The sequence below is a fragment of the Burkholderia sp. JKS000303 genome (assembly GCF_002563755.1).
Classification (GTDB): domain Bacteria; phylum Pseudomonadota; class Gammaproteobacteria; order Burkholderiales; family Burkholderiaceae; genus Burkholderia; species Burkholderia anthina_B.
This window is the reverse complement of sequence record NZ_PDBZ01000001.1, coordinates 2,087,440-2,106,691: the sequence shown is the minus strand read 5'-3', so window position 1 is coordinate 2,106,691 and position 19,252 is coordinate 2,087,440. Positions and strand designations below refer to the sequence as shown.

17 protein-coding genes are annotated in these 19,252 nt (G+C 67.6%); 10 read left to right on the top strand and 7 right to left on the bottom strand.

Going from position 1 to position 19,252, the window contains the following annotated elements:
* The first annotated feature begins 210 nt into the window (after positions 1-210).
* The 5 genes from glyQ to BX604_RS10200 are packed head-to-tail and all read left to right on the top strand — an operon-like array spanning position 211 to position 5,668.
* Positions 211-1,215, top strand: a complete 1,005-nt coding sequence (glyQ, locus tag BX604_RS10220; RefSeq protein ID WP_098550650.1) for a glycine--tRNA ligase subunit alpha — start codon at positions 211-213, stop codon at positions 1,213-1,215.
* Positions 1,216-1,237: 22 nt separating this feature from the next.
* A complete protein-coding gene (glyS, locus tag BX604_RS10215; protein ID WP_098550648.1) occupies positions 1,238-3,337 on the top strand; it encodes a glycine--tRNA ligase subunit beta in 2,100 nt (699 codons plus the stop codon).
* A 10-nt stretch (positions 3,338-3,347) separates the two neighbouring features.
* Positions 3,348-3,911 carry a D-glycero-beta-D-manno-heptose 1,7-bisphosphate 7-phosphatase gene (gmhB, locus tag BX604_RS10210; RefSeq protein WP_098550647.1) on the top strand — a complete coding sequence of 188 codons (564 nt, stop codon included), beginning with the start codon at positions 3,348-3,350 and terminating at the stop codon, positions 3,909-3,911.
* A 43-nt stretch (positions 3,912-3,954) separates the two neighbouring features.
* Positions 3,955-4,719, top strand: a complete 765-nt coding sequence (locus BX604_RS10205) for a lysophospholipid acyltransferase family protein (RefSeq protein WP_098550645.1) — start codon at positions 3,955-3,957, stop codon at positions 4,717-4,719.
* Between the two features lie 46 nt (positions 4,720-4,765).
* A complete protein-coding gene (locus BX604_RS10200) occupies positions 4,766-5,668 on the top strand; it encodes a M48 family metallopeptidase (protein WP_098550643.1) in 903 nt (300 codons plus the stop codon).
* 107 nt (positions 5,669-5,775) lie between these two features.
* Here BX604_RS10200 and gloA read toward each other — a convergent pair whose 3' ends face one another.
* On the bottom strand, positions 5,776-6,165 hold the full coding sequence (gloA, locus tag BX604_RS10195; protein WP_098550641.1) for a lactoylglutathione lyase: 390 nt from the start codon (positions 6,163-6,165) through the stop codon (positions 5,776-5,778).
* A gap of 348 nt (positions 6,166-6,513) precedes the next feature.
* On the opposite strand from gloA, the gene BX604_RS10190 reads away from it, so the two are divergent.
* Positions 6,514-7,449 (top strand): DMT family transporter, encoded by a 936-nt coding sequence (locus BX604_RS10190; protein WP_098550639.1) that lies wholly within the window; start codon positions 6,514-6,516, stop codon positions 7,447-7,449.
* A 94-nt stretch (positions 7,450-7,543) separates the two neighbouring features.
* Here the strand turns inward: BX604_RS10190 and rsmA are convergent, their stop codons facing one another.
* Genes rsmA through BX604_RS10170 form a run of 4 tightly spaced genes read right to left on the bottom strand, consistent with a single transcriptional unit; the run spans position 7,544 to position 13,201 of the window.
* Positions 7,544-8,374, bottom strand: coding sequence for a 16S rRNA (adenine(1518)-N(6)/adenine(1519)-N(6))-dimethyltransferase RsmA (gene rsmA, locus BX604_RS10185; protein ID WP_098550637.1), 831 nt, complete (start codon positions 8,372-8,374; stop codon positions 7,544-7,546).
* Between the two features lie 58 nt (positions 8,375-8,432).
* Positions 8,433-9,419 (bottom strand): 4-hydroxythreonine-4-phosphate dehydrogenase PdxA, encoded by a 987-nt coding sequence (pdxA, locus tag BX604_RS10180; RefSeq protein ID WP_098550636.1) that lies wholly within the window; start codon positions 9,417-9,419, stop codon positions 8,433-8,435.
* Between the two features lie 11 nt (positions 9,420-9,430).
* Positions 9,431-10,789 carry a peptidylprolyl isomerase gene (locus BX604_RS10175; RefSeq protein ID WP_098550634.1) on the bottom strand — a complete coding sequence of 453 codons (1,359 nt, stop codon included), beginning with the start codon at positions 10,787-10,789 and terminating at the stop codon, positions 9,431-9,433.
* Between the two features lie 51 nt (positions 10,790-10,840).
* Positions 10,841-13,201 (bottom strand): LPS-assembly protein LptD, encoded by a 2,361-nt coding sequence (locus tag BX604_RS10170; protein WP_098550632.1) that lies wholly within the window; start codon positions 13,199-13,201, stop codon positions 10,841-10,843.
* A gap of 223 nt (positions 13,202-13,424) precedes the next feature.
* Between BX604_RS10170 and BX604_RS10165 the strand changes: the two genes are divergently transcribed.
* Positions 13,425-14,474 carry an aminoglycoside phosphotransferase family protein gene (locus BX604_RS10165; protein ID WP_098550629.1) on the top strand — a complete coding sequence of 350 codons (1,050 nt, stop codon included), beginning with the start codon at positions 13,425-13,427 and terminating at the stop codon, positions 14,472-14,474.
* Positions 14,475-14,506: 32 nt separating this feature from the next.
* Positions 14,507-15,229, top strand: a complete 723-nt coding sequence (murU, locus tag BX604_RS10160) for an N-acetylmuramate alpha-1-phosphate uridylyltransferase MurU (protein ID WP_098550627.1) — start codon at positions 14,507-14,509, stop codon at positions 15,227-15,229.
* Positions 15,230-15,277: 48 nt separating this feature from the next.
* Here the strand turns inward: murU and BX604_RS10155 are convergent, their stop codons facing one another.
* A complete protein-coding gene (locus BX604_RS10155; protein ID WP_098550625.1) occupies positions 15,278-17,149 on the bottom strand; it encodes an ABCB family ABC transporter ATP-binding protein/permease in 1,872 nt (623 codons plus the stop codon).
* A 173-nt stretch (positions 17,150-17,322) separates the two neighbouring features.
* Here BX604_RS10155 and BX604_RS10145 point away from each other — a divergent pair, with 173 nt between their 5' ends.
* Positions 17,323-17,718: an acyl-CoA thioesterase gene (locus tag BX604_RS10145; protein ID WP_098550623.1), complete on the top strand. Its 396-nt coding sequence runs from the start codon at positions 17,323-17,325 to the stop codon at positions 17,716-17,718.
* A gap of 36 nt (positions 17,719-17,754) precedes the next feature.
* On the opposite strand, the gene BX604_RS10140 is transcribed toward BX604_RS10145, so the two are convergent.
* Entirely contained in the window at positions 17,755-18,237 is a 483-nt protein-coding gene (locus BX604_RS10140) for a nitrate reductase associated protein (protein ID WP_098550622.1), read from the bottom strand.
* A gap of 115 nt (positions 18,238-18,352) precedes the next feature.
* Between BX604_RS10140 and fdhD the strand changes: the two genes are divergently transcribed.
* Positions 18,353-19,207 carry a formate dehydrogenase accessory sulfurtransferase FdhD gene (fdhD, locus tag BX604_RS10135; protein WP_098550621.1) on the top strand — a complete coding sequence of 285 codons (855 nt, stop codon included), beginning with the start codon at positions 18,353-18,355 and terminating at the stop codon, positions 19,205-19,207.
* Positions 19,208-19,252 lie beyond the last annotated feature (45 nt).

Sequence of the window (19,252 nt, the reverse complement as noted above, 5' to 3'; positions counted from 1 at the left end):
GACCGCGCCACGCACGTCGGCGCGTCGCACGGATGCGGCGAAAACACCGTCGACGGCCCCTTCGTCCGCGTTCCGGCCGCATCCGGTCGCCGATCCGGTAAAATTGCACGTTTCAGCACACTAACAAGCCGCGCCGCCGCGCGAGCCGACTCTCCGGGCCCTGCCCGGAGCGCCGCCCGCAACGGAGCGCCAGCGCCACGAAGGCTCTTCATGCTTACGTTTCAGCAAATCATCCTGACGCTGCAGTCCTACTGGGACAAGCAGGGTTGCGCCCTGCTCCAGCCCATCGACATGGAAGTCGGCGCGGGTACGTCGCACGTCCACACGTTCCTGCGCGCGGTCGGCCCCGAGCCGTGGCGCGCCGCCTACGTGCAACCGTCGCGCCGCCCGAAGGACGGCCGCTACGGCGAGAACCCGAACCGCCTGCAGCACTACTACCAGTACCAGGTCGTGCTCAAGCCGGCACCGGAAAACATCCTCGACCTGTACCTCGGCTCGCTCGCGGCACTCGGCTTCGACCTGAAGCAGAACGACGTGCGCTTCGTCGAGGACGACTGGGAAAACCCGACGCTCGGCGCGTGGGGCCTCGGCTGGGAAGTGTGGCTGAACGGGATGGAAGTCACGCAGTTCACGTACTTCCAGGAAGTCGGCGGCCTCGAATGCAAGCCGGTGCTCGGCGAGATCACGTACGGTCTCGAGCGCCTCGCGATGTATCTGCAGAAGGTCGAGAACGTGTACGACCTGGTCTGGACCGAGTGGGAAGAGCAAGGCCCGAACGGCCCCGAGCTGCGCCGCCTGTCGTACGGCGACGTCTACCACCAGAACGAGGTCGAGCAGTCGACCTACAACTTCGAGCACGCGAACGTCGACCTGCTGTTCACGTTCTTCAACAGCTACGAATCGGAAGCAAAGAAGATGATCGACGCGCAGCTCGCGCTGCCCGCGTACGAACTCGTGCTGAAGGCCGGTCACACGTTCAACCTGCTCGACGCGCGCGGCGCGATCTCGGTGACGGAACGGGCGGCGTACATCGGCCGCATCCGCGCGCTGTCGCGTCTCGTCGCGCAGGCTTACTACGACTCGCGCGAGAAGCTCGGCTTCCCGATGCTCGGCAACCCGCCGGGCGTGCCGGGCCTCACCACCGACGCCCAGGACGCCGCCCAGCCGGCATGGGCGCCGCCGCTGAAGGTCGAACGCAAGATCGATCAGGACTGACGAGACGAGATTTATTCCAGACATGACGCACAATCATCCCGCCCCCCTGCTCGTCGAACTGCTGACCGAAGAGCTGCCGCCGAAGGCCCTCGCACGCCTCGGCGACGCATTCGCCGAAGGTATCGCACAACGCCTTGCCGCGCGCGACCTCATCGAAGGCGAACTCGTGTTCGAGCGCTACGCCACGCCGCGCCGCCTTGCGGTCGTCGTGCAGAACGTGCGCGCCGTCGCGCCTGAAAAACAGGTCCGCGAAAAGGTCCTGCCCGTGTCGGTCGCACTCGACGCCGAAGGCAAGCCGACCGCCCCGCTCGCGAAGAAGCTCGCGGCGCTCGGCCACCCGACCCTGACGATCGCCGATCTCGAACGCGCGCAGGACGGCAAGGCCGAAGCGTTCTTCGTCAACTATTCGGCGGCCGGCGCAACGCTCGCCGACGGGCTGCAGGCCGCGCTCGACGAAGCGCTCGCGAAGCTGCCGATTCCGAAGTTCATGACCTACCAGCGCCCGGACGGCTCCGACGTGAAGTTCGTGCGTCCGGTGCACCGCCTGACGGTGCTGCACGACGATCGCGTCGTGCCGGTCACCGCGTTCGGCATCGATGCCGGCGACACCACGCTCGGCCACCGCTTCCTGTCCGACGGCCTCGTCGCGATCCAGCATGCGCACGCGTACGCCGACACGCTGCGCGACAAGGGCCGCGTGATCGCGCACTTCGCCGATCGCCGCGAAACGATCCGCACGCAGCTGAACGAGCACGCGAACGGCGACACCGTCGTGATGCCCGAATCGCTGCTCGACGAAGTGACGTCGCTGGTCGAATGGCCGGTCGTCTACCCGTGCCGCTTCGAGGACGAATTCCTGCAGGTGCCGCAGGAATGCCTGATCCTCACGATGCAGACGAACCAGAAGTATTTCGCGCTGACCGATGTCAGCGGCAAGCTGCGCTCGCGCTTCCTGATCGTGTCGAACATCGAGACGAAGACGCCGGGCGAGATCATCGAAGGCAACGAGCGCGTCGTGCGCCCGCGCCTCGCCGACGCGAAGTTCTTCTTCGAGCAGGACAAGAAGAAGCCGCTCGCCGAGCGCGTGCCGCTGCTCGCGAACGTCGTCTATCACAACAAGCTCGGCTCGGCGCTCGCACGCGTCGAGCGTCTCGAAGCGCTGGCCGGTGAAATCGCCCCGGTGATCGGCGCCGATGCCGCGCACGCGAAGCGCGCCGCGCGCCTCGCGAAGGCCGACCTGCTGACCGACATGGTCGGCGAGTTCCCGGAGCTGCAGGGCACGATGGGCACGTACTACGCGCGTCACGACGGCGAACCCGACGACGTCGCGCTGGCCTGCGCCGAGCACTACCAGCCGCGCTTCTCCGGCGACGCACTGCCGACCACGCCGGTGTCGACCGCCGTCGCGCTCGCCGACAAGCTCGAGACGATCGTCGGCATCTGGGGCATCGGCCTCGCGCCGACCGGCGAGAAAGATCCGTTCGCACTGCGCCGTCACGCGCTCGGCGTGCTGCGTCTGCTGCTCGAGAAGCAGTTGCCGCTCGATCTCGTGTCGCTGCTGCGCACGGCCCACGCGCGCTTCGAAGGCGTGCCGGGCGTCGCCGAATCGACCGATGCGATCTTCGCGTTCTTCATGGATCGCCTGCGCGGCCTGCTGCGCGAACGCGGCTATACGGCCGGTGAAGTCGACGCGGTGCTGAGCCTGAACCCGACGCGCGTCGACGATCTCGTCGCACGTCTGGACGCCGTGCGCGAGTTCACGCGCCTCGCGGAAGCCGAAGCGCTCGCGGCCGCGAACAAGCGGATCTCGAACATCCTGAAGAAGTCCGAAGGCGGCGCGAACGGCACGGTACAGCCGACGCTGCTCGTCGAGGCGGCCGAAAAGGCGCTGCACGAACAGCTCACGGCCGTGACGCCGCACGTGCAGTCGCAGCTCGAAGCACGTGCGTACACGGGCGCGCTGTCCGCGCTCGCCGCGCTGCGCGCGCCGGTCGACACGTTCTTCAACGACGTGATGGTCAATGCCGAGGATCCCGCGCTGCGCGCGAACCGTCTCGCGCTGCTGTTCGCGCTGCATCAGCAGATGAACTGCGTCGCCGACATCTCGAAGCTCGCCGCATAAAGGCCGAACGATGCCGACCAGCCCCAACCGCAAGCTCGTCGTCCTCGACCGGGACGGCGTGATCAACGTCGATTCGGATGCGTTCATCAAGACGCCCGACGAGTGGATCGCGCTGCCCGGCAGCCTCGAGGCGATCGCACGGCTCAACCACGCAGGTTATCGCGTGGTCGTCGCGACCAACCAGTCCGGCATCAGTCGCGGGCTGTTCGACATGGCCACGCTCAACGAGATGCACCTGAAGATGCATCGCGCGGCGGCGGCGGTCGGCGCGCGCATCGACGCGGTGTTCTTCTGCCCGCACACGGCCGAGGATCGCTGCGACTGCCGCAAGCCGAAACCCGGCATGATGCAGATGATCGCCGAGCGCTTCGAGATCGATCCCGATCACACGCCGGTCGTCGGTGATTCGCTGCGCGACCTGCAGGCTGGCGTCGCGGTCGGCTTCCAGCCGCACCTCGTGCTGACCGGCAAAGGCAAGAAGACGCTCGCCGCGGGCAACCTGCCCGACGGCACGAAGGTCCACGACGACCTGCGCGCGTTCGCCCTGGATTTCCTTTCACACGAACACGAGTGATGCGGGCGCCGCGCGCATCCTCCTTACTGTCAGACCCACGCCGATGCGCTTCATCCGCTCCCTGCTGCTGCTGATCTACTTCATCGTGTACACGGTGCCGTACGCCACCGCGTGCTTCATCGCGTTTCCGTTCATGCGTCCCGACGCGCGCTACTGGATGGCGGCCGGCTGGTGCAAGTCGACGCTGTGGGTCGTGCGCTGGCTGAACGGCATCCACTACCGGATCGAAGGGTTCGAAAACCTGCCCGACGGCCCGGCCGTGCTGCTGTCGAAGCACCAGTCCGCGTGGGAAACGCTCGCGTTTCCGGCGCTGATGCCCAAGCCGCTCTGCTACGTGTTCAAGCGCGAGCTGCTGTACGTGCCGTTCTTCGGCTGGGCGCTCGGGCTGCTGCACATGGTCAACATCAACCGCAAGGAAGGCAAGAACGCGTTCGTGTCGGTGATCCGCCAGGGCAAGAAGCGCCTGTCGGAAGGCGCATGGATGATCATGTTCCCGGAAGGCACCCGCACGCCGGTCGGCAAGCAAGGCAAGTACAAGACGGGCGGCGCGCGCTTCGCGATCGAAACCGGTGCGCCGGTCGTGCCGATCGCGCACAATGCAGGTCGTGTGTGGCCGCGCAATTCGTTCACGAAATTCCCGGGCGTGGTCACCGTGTCGATCGGCAAGCCGATTCCGGTCGAAGGCAAAACGCCCGACGTATTGAACTCGCAGGTCGAAGCATGGATCGAAGCGGAAATGCGCCGCATCGACCCGGATGCCTATCGCGAGCCGGGTAATGCGGGTACGCGCGATGCCGCGCGCATCTGAATCCCCCGGATTGCCGCCGTTGCGTACGACGAAACGAAGCGAATTGATGAAAAAGCGTCCGCGGCCACGGCCTGCCGTCGTGGCCCTCGATCATCGCCAGATGGATCTGCCACTCTTCGACGGGCCGGCTGCCGCACCGTCGGCACCCGCCGCACCGCCCACGCAGCCCGAAGCCACGCCGGCGGCGGCTGCGCCCACCGCCCCGCTCGACCCGGGCCGCGCCCCCGATCGCTCCCGCGTCCGCACGTTCGCGCTCGACAGTCGCGTGCTCGAATACCGGCTGAAGCGCTCGGCACGCCGCACGATCGGCTTCACGATCGACGGCAGCGGGTTGTCGATCACCGCGCCGCGCTGGGTCACGCTCGCCGACATCGAGGCGGCGATCGCAGAGAAGCAGCGCTGGATCTTCGCGAAGCTCGCGGAATGGAAGACCCGCACCGAGCAGCGCGCACTGCCGCAGATCGACTGGCGCGACGGCGCGCAACTCCCGTATCTCGGCAAGACGGTGACGATCGCGCTCGGCGCGGGCGCCCTCGCGTTCGACGCCGACGCACTGCGGCTGTCACTGCCGCTGCCCGTGCAGGCGGACATGCAGCAGATCAAGGATCGCGTGCAGGGCTGGCTGCAGAACGAAGCGAAGCGGATCTTCGGTGAACGCCTCGTCGTCTATGCGGAAAAGCTCGGCGTCACGTATTCGATGGTCGCGCTGTCATCGGCCGCGACGCGCTGGGGCAGCTGCTCGAGCGACGGCAAGATCCGGCTGAACTGGCGGTTGATCCATTTCCCGATGTCGATCATCGACTACGTCGTCGCGCACGAACTGTCGCACCTGCGCGAAATGAACCACAGCCCGGCCTTCTGGCAGACCGTCGAATCGATCTTCCCGGAATTCCGCGAAGCACGGCACACGCTCAAGCATCATCCGCCCGAGTTGCTGCCGTCGCTGTAACGTCGTCGGTCGCGACGTAAACGCCAAACGGGCGATGCGAAGAATGCCGCATCGCCCGTTTTCGTTGCCCGCGACGCGCAACGCGCCGCGAACCGCTCATCCAGCGCTCAGTGCGCCTTCTTCTGGATGAACTCGATCTTGTAGCCGTCCGGATCCTCGACGAACGCGATCACGGTCGTGCCGTGCTTCATCGGGCCCGCTTCGCGCGTGACCTTGCCGCCTTGCGCCTTGATCTTGTCGCAAGCCGCGTACGCGTCTTCGACTTCCACCGCCAGGTGGCCGAAACCGTTGCCGAGATCGTAGGACGGCGTATCCCAGTTGTGGGTCAGCTCGATCACGGTGCCCGTGCTTTCCGCTTCATAGCCGACGAACGCAAGCGTGAACTTGCCGTCCGGATAATCCTCGCGGCGCAGCAGCTTCATGCCGAGCAATTCGGTGTAGAACTTGATCGAGCGGTCGAGATCGCCGACTCGCAGCATCGTATGCAGCAAACGCATGTGTTGTACTCCTGTGGGGCCTTGCCAGAACCAGAAATTCTACCGGAGTCGTGTGAATCTCGCCGCGCACGCCCCATACGCCACCGGCCGATAGCGCGCATCGGTGCGCGGCACCGCCGCCCGCACGCTCGTGGAAACCATCAGGCGCGACGCGCGCCGCCGTCGCGGCCGATCGGGTAACATCGTCCCACCTCGCACCAAAAGCGGGCATGCCGCCCGCCGCGGAAACGCGACTCACCCCCTTCATTCAGCCACCCTGCCTCCCGTGCGAAACCGCCGATTCGAGCGCGCCGTCCGCGCCGTCCACCTGCTGCAGCTGTCTTCCCGCCATTGCGCCGAGGCCCGCCGATGAGCGCGCTCGCCGCTTCGCCCGTGCGCCGCGCGCTCGACACGCGCGCCGTCGGCGTCATGCTGCTGCTCTGCGCGATCTGGGGCTTCCAGCAGGTCGCGATCAAGAGCACGAATGCCGCCATCCCGCCGATGTTCCAGGCCGGGCTGCGCTCGGTGATCGCCGCGCTGCTGCTGTGGGGCTGGGCCCGCTCGCGCGGCACGCCGCTGTTTCGCGCGGACGGCACGCTCGGCGCGGGGATCGCGGCCGGCGCACTGTTCGCCGGCGAGTTCATCTGCGTGTTCTTCGGGCTGACGCTGACGAGCGCATCGCACATGGCGATCTTCCTGTACACGGCGCCCTGCTTCACCGCGCTCGGCCTGCACCTGTTCGCACCGGGCGAGCGATTGCAGCGCATGCAGTGGGCGGGCGTCGCCCTCGCGTTCGCCGGCATCGCGCTCGCGTTCGCGGACGGCTTCCTGAAGCCGAGCGCGCCCGGCGCGTCGGTGCTGACGGGGCTCGCCGGCGACGCGCTCGGGATCCTCGGCGGCGCGATGTGGGCCGCGACGACGGTCGTCGTGCGCTCGACGTCGCTCGCGCGCGCAAGCGCGAGCAAGACGCTGTTCTACCAGCTCGCGGTGTCGGCCGTCGTGCTGGTCGGGCTCGCGGCCGTGCTCGGCGAGACGTCGTTCGCACGCGCCACGCCGCTTGCGCTCGCGAGCCTCGCGTACCAGTCGGTGATCGTCGCGTTCGTCAGCTATCTGTCGTGGTTCTGGCTGCTCACGCGCTACAGCGCATCACGGCTGTCCGTGTTCACGTTCCTGTCGCCGCTGTTCGGCGTCGCGTTCGGCGTGCTGCTGCTCGGCGAGTCGGTCGGCTGGCGCTTCATGTCCGCGGCCGCGCTGGTGCTGACCGGCATCGCGCTCGTCAACGCGCCGCCGCGCCGGCGCGCGTGACGCGCCCGGCCTGCCGCGACGTCCGGGCAATAAAAAAGGCAGCCCCATGGGGCTGCCTCGTGAACATCGACGTGGCGCGCGCCGCGCGCTGCAATCAGTCGGCCGCCTTGCGCACTGCCGCAAGCGCCTGCGCGACGCCGACGTATTCGGCCACGCTGACATCCTCCGCGCGTCGCGCGAGATCGAAACCGAGCGCATCGAAATCGATCGTCTCGCGATAGTCGCCGAGCGTATTGCGCAGCATCTTGCGGCGCTGCGAGAACGCGGCCGTGACGACTTCGCCGAGCAGCACGGGATCGACGTCCGGCAGTTCGTGCGGCTCGTACGGAATCATCCGGACGATCGCCGAATCGACCTTCGGCGGCGGCTGGAACGATTCCGGCGGCACGTCGAGCATCTTCTCCATCACGTAACGGTACTGCAGCATCACCGACAGCCGCGAGAACGCCTTCGTGCCCGGCTCTGCAACCATCCGTTCGACGACTTCGTTCTGCAGCATGAAATGCTGGTCGATGACCGCGTCCGCGAACGTCATCAGGTGAAACAGCAGCGGGCTCGAAATGTTGTACGGCAGGTTGCCGACGATACGCAGCGACGGCGTGTCGCCGGGCGCCGCGAGCGAGCGGAAATCGAAGGCGAGCGCGTCGCCCGCGTGCAGTTCCAGCAGCGCGCCGAAGCGCTGCTGCAGGCGGCCGATCAGGTCGCGGTCGAGTTCGACCGCGTGCAGCGGCGACTCGGGCGTCGCGAGACGCTCGATCAGCGGCCCGGTCAGCGCGCCGAGCCCGGGGCCGATCTCGACCATCCGCTGGCCGCGCGCGGGGCCGATCGTCGAGACGATCGAGTCGATCACGCCGTGATCGACGAGGAAGTTCTGCCCGAAGCGCTTGCGCGCGAAGTGGCCTTGGTGCTGTCTGCTGTTCGACATCGACTGAGAAAAACGAAAAATACGACGAATAAAGTCAGGCCGCGAAGGCCTGCGTGCGTCAGGACGCGCGGCGATGGCGCGCCATCGTGACGGCCGTGTCGAGCGCGGCGACCATGCTGCCGGGATCCGCACGGCCCGTGCCGGCCAGATCCAGCGCGGTGCCGTGATCGACCGACGTGCGGATGATCGGCAGCCCGAGCGTGACGTTGATGCCCTCGCCGAACGTCGCGTACTTCAGCACGGGCAAGCCCTGATCGTGGAACATCGCGAGCACGCAATCGGCATCCGCGAGGTAGCGCGGCTGGAACAGCGTGTCGGCGGGATACGGACCGCGCGCGTCGATGCCCTGCGCGTTCGCGCGCGCGAGCGCCGGCGAGATCACGTCGATCTCCTCGCGCCCGAGATAGCCGTTCTCGCCCGCGTGCGGGTTCAGCCCCGTCACGAGGATGCGCGGCGCGGCGAGACCGAAGTCGCGCCGCAGATCGTGATCGATGATCGCGAGCGTCTCGACGAGACCGTCGATCGTCAGCGCGGCCGATACGTCCTTCAGCGGCAGGTGGGTCGTCGCGAGCGCGACGCGCAGCGGCCGCTCGCCGGTGCCCGCCAGCATCATCACGACGCGCGGCGTGTGGGTGCGCTCCGCCAGATATTCGGTGTGGCCGGTAAACGGCACGCCGGCATCGTTGATCGTGCTCTTCTGCAGCGGCGCGGTAACGATCGCGTCGTACCGCCCCGCCACCGCCCCGTCGATCGCCGCGTCGAGCAGCCCGAGCACGTAGCGGCCGTTGGCCGCGTCGAGCGTGCCCGCCTGCGTGGGCGCGGCGAGCGCGTGATGCTCGACCGACACCTGACCGCCGGCGAGCACCGCCCGGTCGGCGCCGACGGCCGCCGCGCGCGCATCGAGCAGCGCGGCGTCGCCGAGCACGGTGAAACGGGCATCCGGCCAGCGCCGCGCGGCGTCCTGCAATGCCTGCACGGTCAGCTCCGGACCGACACCCGCGGGCTCACCGGTCGTGATCGCGATCTGCAGCGCGGGTGTCGTCATCTGGCGCTCGCTCAGTTCGTCGGGCCCATGCCGCTGATCTTGTACTGAACGTACGACGAATCGCGCAGCTCGCGCAGCCAGTCGGCATACGCCTGCTCGGCCTTGCGCTGGCCGATCGCCTGGCGTGCGATATCCATCTGCTGCTGCACGGAGCCTTCCGCATCGCGGCGGTCGATCACCTGGATCAGGTGATAGCCGTACTCGGTCCGCACCGGCTGGCTGATCTGGCCGTCCTGCAGGTTGTTCATCGCGCGCTCGAATTCAGGCACGGTCTCGCCCGGGCTGATCCAGCCGAGGTCGCCGCCTTGCGACGCCGACCCGTCCTGCGAGTAGGTGCGTGCGAACTTCTCGAAATCGCCGCCTGCCTCGATCTGCTTGCGGATGTCGAGCAGTTGCTGGCGCGCCTGGCCTTCCGACTTGCCTTCGCCCACGCGCAGCAGGATGTGGCGCACGTGCGTCTGCACGATCTTCGGTGCCGCGGCCGAGGTGCCCTGGCTCTCGCGACGATCGACCAGACGCACGATCTCGAAGCCGTCCGGCACGCGGATCAGCGTCGGGTTGACCTGGCCCGGGCGCAGCTTGGATGCGGCTGCAACGACGTCCGGCGGCAGTGCGCCCGGCGCCTTGAAGCCGAGGTCGCCGCCCTTCTTCGCGTCGTTCGCTTCCGAATTGTTCTTCGCGAGCCTCTCGAAATTGGCGCCCGACGTCGCCTGCTGCAGCAACGCCTCAGCCTTCTTCTGCGCGGCTTCGATCTCCGGCTGCGGCGCGTTGGTCGGCGCCTTGATGAAGATGTGCTCGAAGCGCAGATCCTGCTGCTGCGATGCGCTCGGCCCGCGCTGGCTCGCGATGTAGTTCGCGACTTCGGCGTCCGACACGGTGATCTTGCCGTCGACTTCGCGCTCGCGCAGCTTCGACAGCATCAGTTCGGTACGGGCATCGTTCGTGAAGATGCTCCAGGGCACGCCTTGCCCGACGATGCGCGCACGATACTGGTCGAGCGTCATCCCGTTCGCCTGCGCGAGGCGCTGCAGCGTGGACTGCACGGTGGCGTCGTCGACGCGGATCCCGTCGTCCTTCGCCTTCTGCACCTGGATGCGCTCGAGCACCATCTGGTTCAGCACCTGCGCGCGCAGCTGGTCGGCGGGCGGCACGGGCGCGTTCTGCTGCTGCAGCCGGCGCGAGATCAGGCCGACGCGCTGGTCGAGTTCGCGGCTCGTGATCACGTCGTTGTTGACGACCGCGACGACTTCGTCGGCGAGCTGCGCACCTTGCGAACCGAGCGCCTGCGCCGCGGCCGGCGCCGCGGCGAGCAGCGCGGCGGACGCGGCGAGGCTGGACACGACTGCCGCGAAACGAAGGGTTTTCTTCATTGCCACTGAAACTCCATTGAAATCGTGCTGACCGGTGCAGACAAGCCGGCGTTACTCGTAGTTGCTGAAGCGGGACATCGGCGGCGGTGCGGACGGCAGCGGCGTGTAGCCCGGTACCCCGGCGCGGAATGCCGAGACGAGGCCGTTGTCGACCGTCGACAGGCCCTTGAGCGTCAGCTGCATCATGAAACGCGTCGACGAGTTCTGCTGCCCCGACGTATTCACGCCGTTCGCAAACCGCTGGACCCCGACCCCGAGCGCCCAGCAATCCGCGTCGTATTGTAAGCCGAGCAGCCCGTCGACCACGCGATCTCCGGCCAGGTCGTAGTTGAAACGGCCGATCGCGTACAGCCGGCGCGTGAGCGGCCACTGCGCGGACACCAGGAACTGGTTGATCGGCTGGCCGTCAAGCGTCGTGTTCGCACGCGTGTAGCGATAGCCGACGTTGATCACACGGCGCTCGCCCGGGCTGTAGCCGAAACCGACGCTCGATTTCACGAGCTGGTTGTTGTTCTGGTTGTACTGGAACGCCGTCTCGGACATGAAGCCCGAACCGAGCTTCAGCGCGGCGCCGACGATCAGGTCCGAGTGGCGCGCCTGCGCCGCGGTCTGGCCCGAGTTCAGCGTGACGCGCTGGTCGGCGAAGTAGTACTGCTGCGCGATCACGAAGCGCGCGCGTTCGTCGCCGGTGCGCGGATCAATGAAGCGCGACGTCAGGCCCGCCGTGATCCGGTTCGCGTCCGCGATCCGGTCGTTACCGACGAACGTGTTCGGCTGGTAGATCTCCGCGAGCCCGAAGTCCGATTCCGCGGTGTCGAACAGCGGCGCGTTCGACTGGTCGCGATACGGCGTGTACACGTAGTACAGGCGCGGCTCGAGGGTCTGGATGAAGTCCTGGCCGAACAGGCGCACCGAGCGGTCGAAGATCAGGCCCGAGTCGAAGCTCACGGTCGGGATCGACTCGGTGAAGCGCTTCGGGCTGTTCGGCGTGCTCGACGACAGGTAGTTGAGGTCGTACGACGCGAAGTGGTACTGGACCTTCGGCACGACGAAGTAGCCGGGGCCGTACACGCCGTACGAGAGGTACGGGTTGAAGACGACGCGGTCGCCTTCGGTCGAGTCGGCGGTCGTGATGCGGAACCGCGAATAGTCGGCTTCCGCGCCGTAGTCGAAGCCGCCGACGTTGTACTTCGTGTACTTCACGTTCAACTGCGGCTCGCGGCTGTACGGCGCGATCGACGGCGGCAGCGTCTGCCAGTGCTGGTAGCGCGCGAGCACCGACCACGGGCCCTTGTTGTACGTGAGGCCGGCTTCCTGCTGGTACAGCGTCTGCGTCCCGTTGATGAACTGGTTCATCGACCCAAGGTCTTCGGGATACGTGTTGTCCGAGACCTTGTTGAAGTAGACGTAGCCGCCGAAACCGCCGCCGAAGTTCTGCTGGTGCTGCCAGTAGATCGCGTAGCGGTCGCGGTGCGCGAGCCGGTCATCCGGCAGGTAATTCGCCGTAAACGTGCCGGAATACGTCGGCGACAGATAGCGGAACGTCGCCTCGGTCTGCACGCCGCGCCGCGAGATGATGCGCGGCGTGAGCGTCAGGTCGCGGTTCGGCGCGATGTTGAAGTAGTACGGCAGCGTCAGCTCGAACCCGTTGTTCGAGTTCATCGAGAACGTCGGCGGCAGCAGGCCGCTGCGCCGATCGCCCGACAACGGGAACGTCATCCACGGGCTCGCGAAGATCGGCACGCCCTGGAAGAACAGCACGCTGTTGCGCACGGTGCCTTCGTCGGCGCCCGTATCGAAGTCGAAACGGCTGCCCTTGATGTACCACGCGGGGTTCGTCGAGCACTGGCACGCCGTGTAGGTGCCATTCACGAACACCGAACGCTCGCTGTCGAGCAGGTCGACGCGCTCCGCGCTACCCGATCCGCCCGTCATGTTGAAGTGGTACTTCGGCGCCGTCATGAAGCCCTGGTTCGCCTCGATCTTCAGATGCGCCTCGGGGCCCACGAACGATGTGCCGCTGTTGATCACCCGGACCTGGCCGTATGCATCGGCCATGTCGGTATCCTGATCGTAGTGGATCGCATCGGCCTTCACGACCGCATCGCCGCGCCGCAGCTCGGCGGAGCCCTTCGCGGCCAGGTCCTGCTCGGCCGTGCCGCTCGTATGGTCGGCGATCACGAAGGCGGCCGGCTTCGTGCCGTCCTTCAGCGGATGATCCTCGAGCTGGGGTGCGAGACGCAGATCCCACGGCGAATCGAGCGGCTGCGGCTGCGCGGCCGCACCCGACAGCTGCGCGTACGACACGGCCGGCACGAGGCCGGGCACGGCCAGGAGCGCGAGCGCGAGCCGCCGTTTGCGCGGCGCCCCGTCACCGGGGAAAACATTCGGGAATAGCGGTTTGGGCGGCATCTATCGTTTGGCGAATCGCCCCTTGTCAACCGTACCTGCCTGGCACATTCGCGCACGGCCGGCCGCACCGTCGAACCGCGACTGCGGCTGAGCGCAAACGGGGGAGGCGATCGGGCGAACGGCGCGACAGGCGGCGGACCTGCACGGCAGAAGCTGACGCGGGGCGCGTCAAAAAAGTCGTGGGGTATTATATGGCAAGACGTTCCCCCCTCCTCCGAGTTTCATGACGCCCCCATCCGCCGCATCCCAGCCCGACGCCCGCCTCGAAGCACTGACCGCGTGGTTGCGCCCGCTCGCCGAGCGCTACGCCCTTGACCTGTCGACGCTCGCGCCCGCCTCGTCGGACGCCAGTTTCCGCCGCTATTTCCGTGTCGCGTCGGCCGCGAGCCCCGGCGGCGCGCTGATCGCCGTCGATGCGCCGCCGCCCGAGAAGTGCCGCGAGTTCGTCCAGGTCGCGCAGTTGCTGGCCGCGGCCGGCGACCACGTGCCGGACGTGCTGGCGCACGATTTCGATGCCGGCTTCATGCTCGTGACCGATCTCGGCCGCACGTCGTACATCTCGGTGCTCGATCCGGCCGACCCGGTCGCCGCCCGTCCGCTGATGCGCGACGCGCTCGACGCGCTGATCCGCTTCCAGCTGAGCTCCAAGCCCGACGTGCTGCCGCCGTTCGACGAAGCGTTCCTGCGCCGCGAGATGGAGCTGCTGCCCGAGTGGTACGTGGGCCGGCACCTCGGCAAGCCCGTGACCGACGCGATGCGCGGCACGCTCGACCGCACCTTCGCGCTGCTGGTCGCGAGCGCCCATGCGCAGCCGCAGGGCTTCATGCTGCGCGACTTCATGCCGCGCAACCTGATGGTCTGCGAGCCGAACCCGGGCGTGCTCGACTTCCAGGACGCCGTGTACGGACCGCTGACGTACGACGTCGTGTCGCTGCTGCGCGACGCGTTCATCAGTTGGGACGAGGAGTTCGAGCTCGACTGCTTCGCGTACTACTGGGAGAAGGCAAAGAAGGCCGGCCTGCCGGTCGACCCCGATTTCGGCGAGTTCTACCGCCAACTCGAATGGATGGGGCTGCAGCGCCACATCAAGATCCTCGGCCTGTTCGCGCGCATCAACTACCGCGACGGCAAGCCGCACTACCTGAGCGACCTGCCGCGCTTCCTGACCTATGCGCGCAAGGTCGCACTGCGCTACCGCCCGCTCGTGCCGTTCGCGAAGCTGCTTGACGAGCTCGAGGACAAGACGGCGCCCGACGTCGGCTATACGTTCTGACCGCCCTCTACCGTCCTGATATCCGGCCGAACATGAGCACTCCCCTGAACACGGCGATGATCTTCGCCGCCGGGCGCGGCGAACGGATGCGCCCGCTCACCGACACCCGCCCGAAGCCGCTGCTCGAAGCAGGCGGCAAGCCGCTGATCGTCTGGCAGATCGAAGCGCTCGCACGCGCGGGCATCGAGACGATCGTGATCAACCACGCCTGGCTCGGCGACCAGCTCGAAGCCACGCTCGGCGACGGTTCGCGCTGGGGCGTGCGGCTCGCGTATTCGGCCGAAGGCGACGCGCTGGAAACCGCGGGCGGCATCGCGCAGGCGCTGCCGCTGCTCGAACGCGACGGCCGGCCGACGGTGTTCGCGGCGGTTGCCGGTGACGTGTACTGCGCATTCGACTACCGGACGCTCGCCGCGCGCGCCGCGCAGATGGCCGCGCTCGATGCGCCCGCGATGCATCTCGTGATGGTGCCGAACCCGCCGTTCCATCCGGCCGGCGATTTCGTGCTCCGCGACGACGGCCGGCTGTCCCTCGCCGGCGCGCCGCGCGTGACGTTCGGCAGCATCGGCGTGTACGACACGCGGATGTTCCGCGACATCGTGCCCGGCACGCATCGCGCGCTGTCGCCTTACTTCAAGGCGACGATCGAGGCCGGCCACGCGACCGGCGAATTGTATGAAGGTATCTGGGAGAACGTCGGTACGCCCGCGCAGCTCGGCGAGCTCGACGCGCGGCTGCGCGCCGCCGCGGGCTGATCGTTTCGCGGTCGAGCGCCGGTTCGTCGCGCCCCCGCGCCCCCGCGCTCACGCGGCCTCGGCCGCTTCCCCGCCCGCCGCCGCGCGCTGCTGCTGCAGCGCCCACATCTGCGCGTACAGCCCGTCGGCGCGCACGAGTTCGTCGTGCGTGCCGCGCTCGACGATCCGTCCGTGGTCCATCACGAGAATCTGCTGCGCATGCACGACCGTCGACAGCCGGTGCGCGATCACGAGCGTCGTGCGATGCCGCGCGATCTGGTCGAGCTCGTGCTGGATCGCGCGCTCCGAGCGCGAGTCGAGCGCCGACGTCGCCTCGTCGAACAGCAGTACCGGCGGATCCTTCAGCAGCGTGCGCGCAATCGCGACGCGCTGCTTCTCGCCGCCCGACAGCTTCAGCCCGCGCTCGCCGACCGGCGTGTCATAGCCCTTCGGCAAGCTTTCGATGAAGTCGTGGATGTGCGCGGCGCGGGCGGCCGCGATCACTTCGTCGCGGCTCGCGGTCGGCCGGCCGTACGCGATGTTGTAGTAGATCGAGTCGTTGAACAGCACGGTGTCCTGCGGCACGATCCCGATCGACGCGCGCAGCGAGTCCTGCGTGACGTCGCGAATGTCCTGGCCGTCGATCCGGATCGCGCCGCCCGCCTGGCGGTCGAGATCGTAGAAGCGGAACAGCAGCCGCGACAGCGTCGACTTGCCGGAGCCGCTGTGGCCGACCACCGCGGTCGTCGTGCCCGCATCGATCGTGAAGGTGACGTCGTGCAGGATCTGCCGCGACGCTTCATACGAGAAGTTCACGTGCTCGAAGCGCACTTGCGCGCCGGCCACCGCGAGCGACCGCGCGTCGGGCGCGTCCGCGACTTCCTTCGCGGACGACAGCAGCCCGAACATCCGGTCCATGTCGGTGAGGCTCTGCTTCAGTTCGCGATAGACGACGCCGAGAAAATTCAGCGGAATGTACAGCTGCAGCATGAACGTGTTGATCAGCACGAGATCGCCCAGCGTCAGCTTGCCCGCCAGCACGCCCTGCGTCGCCCGCCACAGGATGAACACGAGCCCCGTGCCGATGATCGCCTGCTGACCGAAGTTCAGCACCGACAGCGAGTTCTGCGAGCGGATCGCGGCCTTGCGGTAGCGCTTCAGGTTCTCGTCGTAGCGCTGCGCTTCCCACTCCTCGTTGCCGAAGTACTTCACCGTCTCGTAGTTGATCAGCGAATCGATCGCGCGCGAGTTCGCACGCGAATCGAGCTCGTTCATCGTGCGGCGAAAGTGCGTGCGCCAGTTCGTGACCTTCACGGTAAACACGATGTACGTGACGAGCGCCGCGAACGTCACGTACGCGTAGTACGCCTCGTACTTGACCACGAAGAAGCCGAGCACGAGCCCGACTTCGACGAGCGTCGGCAGGATGCTGTACAGCGAATAGGAGATCAGTTGCTGGATCCCGCGCGTGCCGCGCTCGATGTCGCGCGACATGCCGCCCGTCTGGCGCTCGAGGTGAAAGCGCAGCGACAAACCGTGCAGATGGCGGAACACCTGCAGCGCGAGCTGGCGCACCGCGCTCTCGGTGACCTTCGAGAACAGGATTTCACGCAGCTCGGTGAACAGCGACGTCGACAGCCGCACGAACGCATACGCGACGACGAGCAGGCCCACGCCGCCCGCGAGCACGATGCCGGCCGAGTGCTCCGCGCGGCCGAGCGCGGTGAGCTGCTGCACGGCGGACAGATGATCGACGATGCGCTTCATCACGACGGGCACGCCGAGGTTCGCGACCTTCGCGCCGATCAGGCAGCCGAGCGCGAGCGCGACACGCAGTTTGTAGGTGGCGAGGTACGGCAGCAACGACCGGATGGTCTGCCAGTCGTTGCGAGGCCCGGTCGGAGCCGGCGCGGGCTCGCCGGAAGCAGGAAATCGGCGCATGGGGGAAGGATCGGCGGTATGTCGGGCGCGTGCGGCAGCGGCCGACTGGCGCGCTTTCTCGTACAATTTGCGAACGTTGTATTGTCGCAGAAGCCGCTTCGCGCCGCTGCCGGCGGCCTCGCCGGCTGTCATGCGCGCGGCGGCGCATTTATTACAGGATGAAAGCACCCGCCATGACCGATTCGACCCTCGAGCTCCCGCAGAAGCAGCCCGCGCTGCGCGTCGTCCCGCAACCGCACGACGCCAACGTCCACGGCGACGTGTTCGGCGGCTGGATCATGTCGCAGGTCGACATCGCCGGCTCGATCCCCGCGAGCCAGCGCGCGAACGGGCGGGTCGCGACAGTCGCGGTCAATTCGTTCGTGTTCAAGCAGCCGGTGTTCGTCGGCGACCTGCTGAGCTTCTACGCCACCATCACGCGCACCGGCAACACGTCGGTGACGGTCGACGTCGAGGTGTACGCACAGCGCATGCGCCTGATCGGCGAAATCGTGAAGGTCACCGAAGCGACGCTCACCTACGTCGCGACCGGCGCCGACCGCAAGCCGCGGCCGCTGCCGCCGCTGTAATGCGCGCGCCGCGCTGCGGCGCGGCAACGCGGGCCGTCAGTGCGTGGCCGTCAGCCCGAACTCCCGCATCGCGGGCAGGAAGTCGTGATTGAGCTTCGGCTTGCGCGACAGCTTCATCAGCACGTAGCGCTGGAACGGCGCGAGCCGCTGCCACTGCGCCAGGGCAGGCGCCGGCAGCCCGGCCAGCGCGCTCTGCTGCACAAGCGCATCCGGCACCGTCTCGACCCCGCGCCAGGCCGGCCGATCGTCCGGCTGGAACCACGACGGCTCGAGGTCGGCATGCGTGCGCAGCATCTCGAACAGCGCGTGATCGAAGTTGGGCTCGATCGCGGTGTCGTCGTCGGCCGGAAAGCGCGCGAGCAGCTTGCGGTCCTCGAGCGGCAGCAGCTGCCACTGCTCCAGTGAAATCCGCAGACCGAAACGGTCGAGATTGAAACGCACGATCATCGGAATGTACGTCAGGTTTTCCGACGAATCGTGTTCGAAGTTGAATAGCAGCGGAGCGTCGCTGAGTCCCATGGTCGTTACCTGAGTGGCGGATGCCGGCGCGGCCGGCCTGCCTGAGGTATTTTAGAACCTCTGTGCGCGAGCGGCGAATGCGATTCGTCGCCGCACGTGCTTCGAATCAACGGGAGTGCTCGTGAATCCGACCCAATCCGACCCACTGCGCGACGAACCGCGAGACGAGCCGCGCGGCGCGATCGAACTGTCCGTGCGCCGCACGCGCGGCGGCGCCGTCGAGACCGCGCACGACTACGTCGGCCAGGAATGGCCGGTCGCGCTCGTCTTCAACGGCATCTCGCATGCGGTGATGATGTGCACGCCGCTCGACCTCGAAGCCTTCGCGGTCGGCTTCGCGATCTCGGAAGGGATCGTCGCGCGCGGCAGCGACATCAAGGACATCGAGGTGATCCTGCACGCCGATGCGCCGCTGCCGCACGCGGAGGTGCATCTGGAAGTCATCCAGCAGGCGTTCGCCGCACTGAAGGACCGGCGCCGCGCGCTCGCGGGACGCACCGGCTGCGGCGTGTGCGGCATCGAGAGCATCGACCTGCTCGACCTCGCGCCCGAACGCGTGCCCGATACCGGCTTTCTCGCCCGCCTCGCGCCCGACGCGCTCGCGTGTGCGGCCCACGCGCTGCCCACGCACCAGGCGCTCACGCGACTCACCGGCGGCCTGCACGCGGCCGCGTGGTGCGACGCAACAGGTGCGATCCGGATGGCATTCGAGGATGTCGGCCGCCACAACGCGCTCGACAAGCTGATCGGCTCGCTCGTGCTGTCGCGCGCCGACGCGACCGACGGCTTCGTGTTCCTGTCGAGCCGCGCGAGCTACGAGCTCGTGCGCAAGTCGGCACGGGTCGGCATCCCGATGGTCGCGACGATCTCCGCGCCGTCGTCGCTCGCGATCGAGATCGCGAAGGCGGCCGGGTTGCGGCTGGTCAGTTTCTGCCGGGAAACCGGCCACGTCGATTACGGGACGGCCTGACCCCGGCCGTGCAGGCGCGCCGGCAATGTCTCGCCGGCGCGGCCC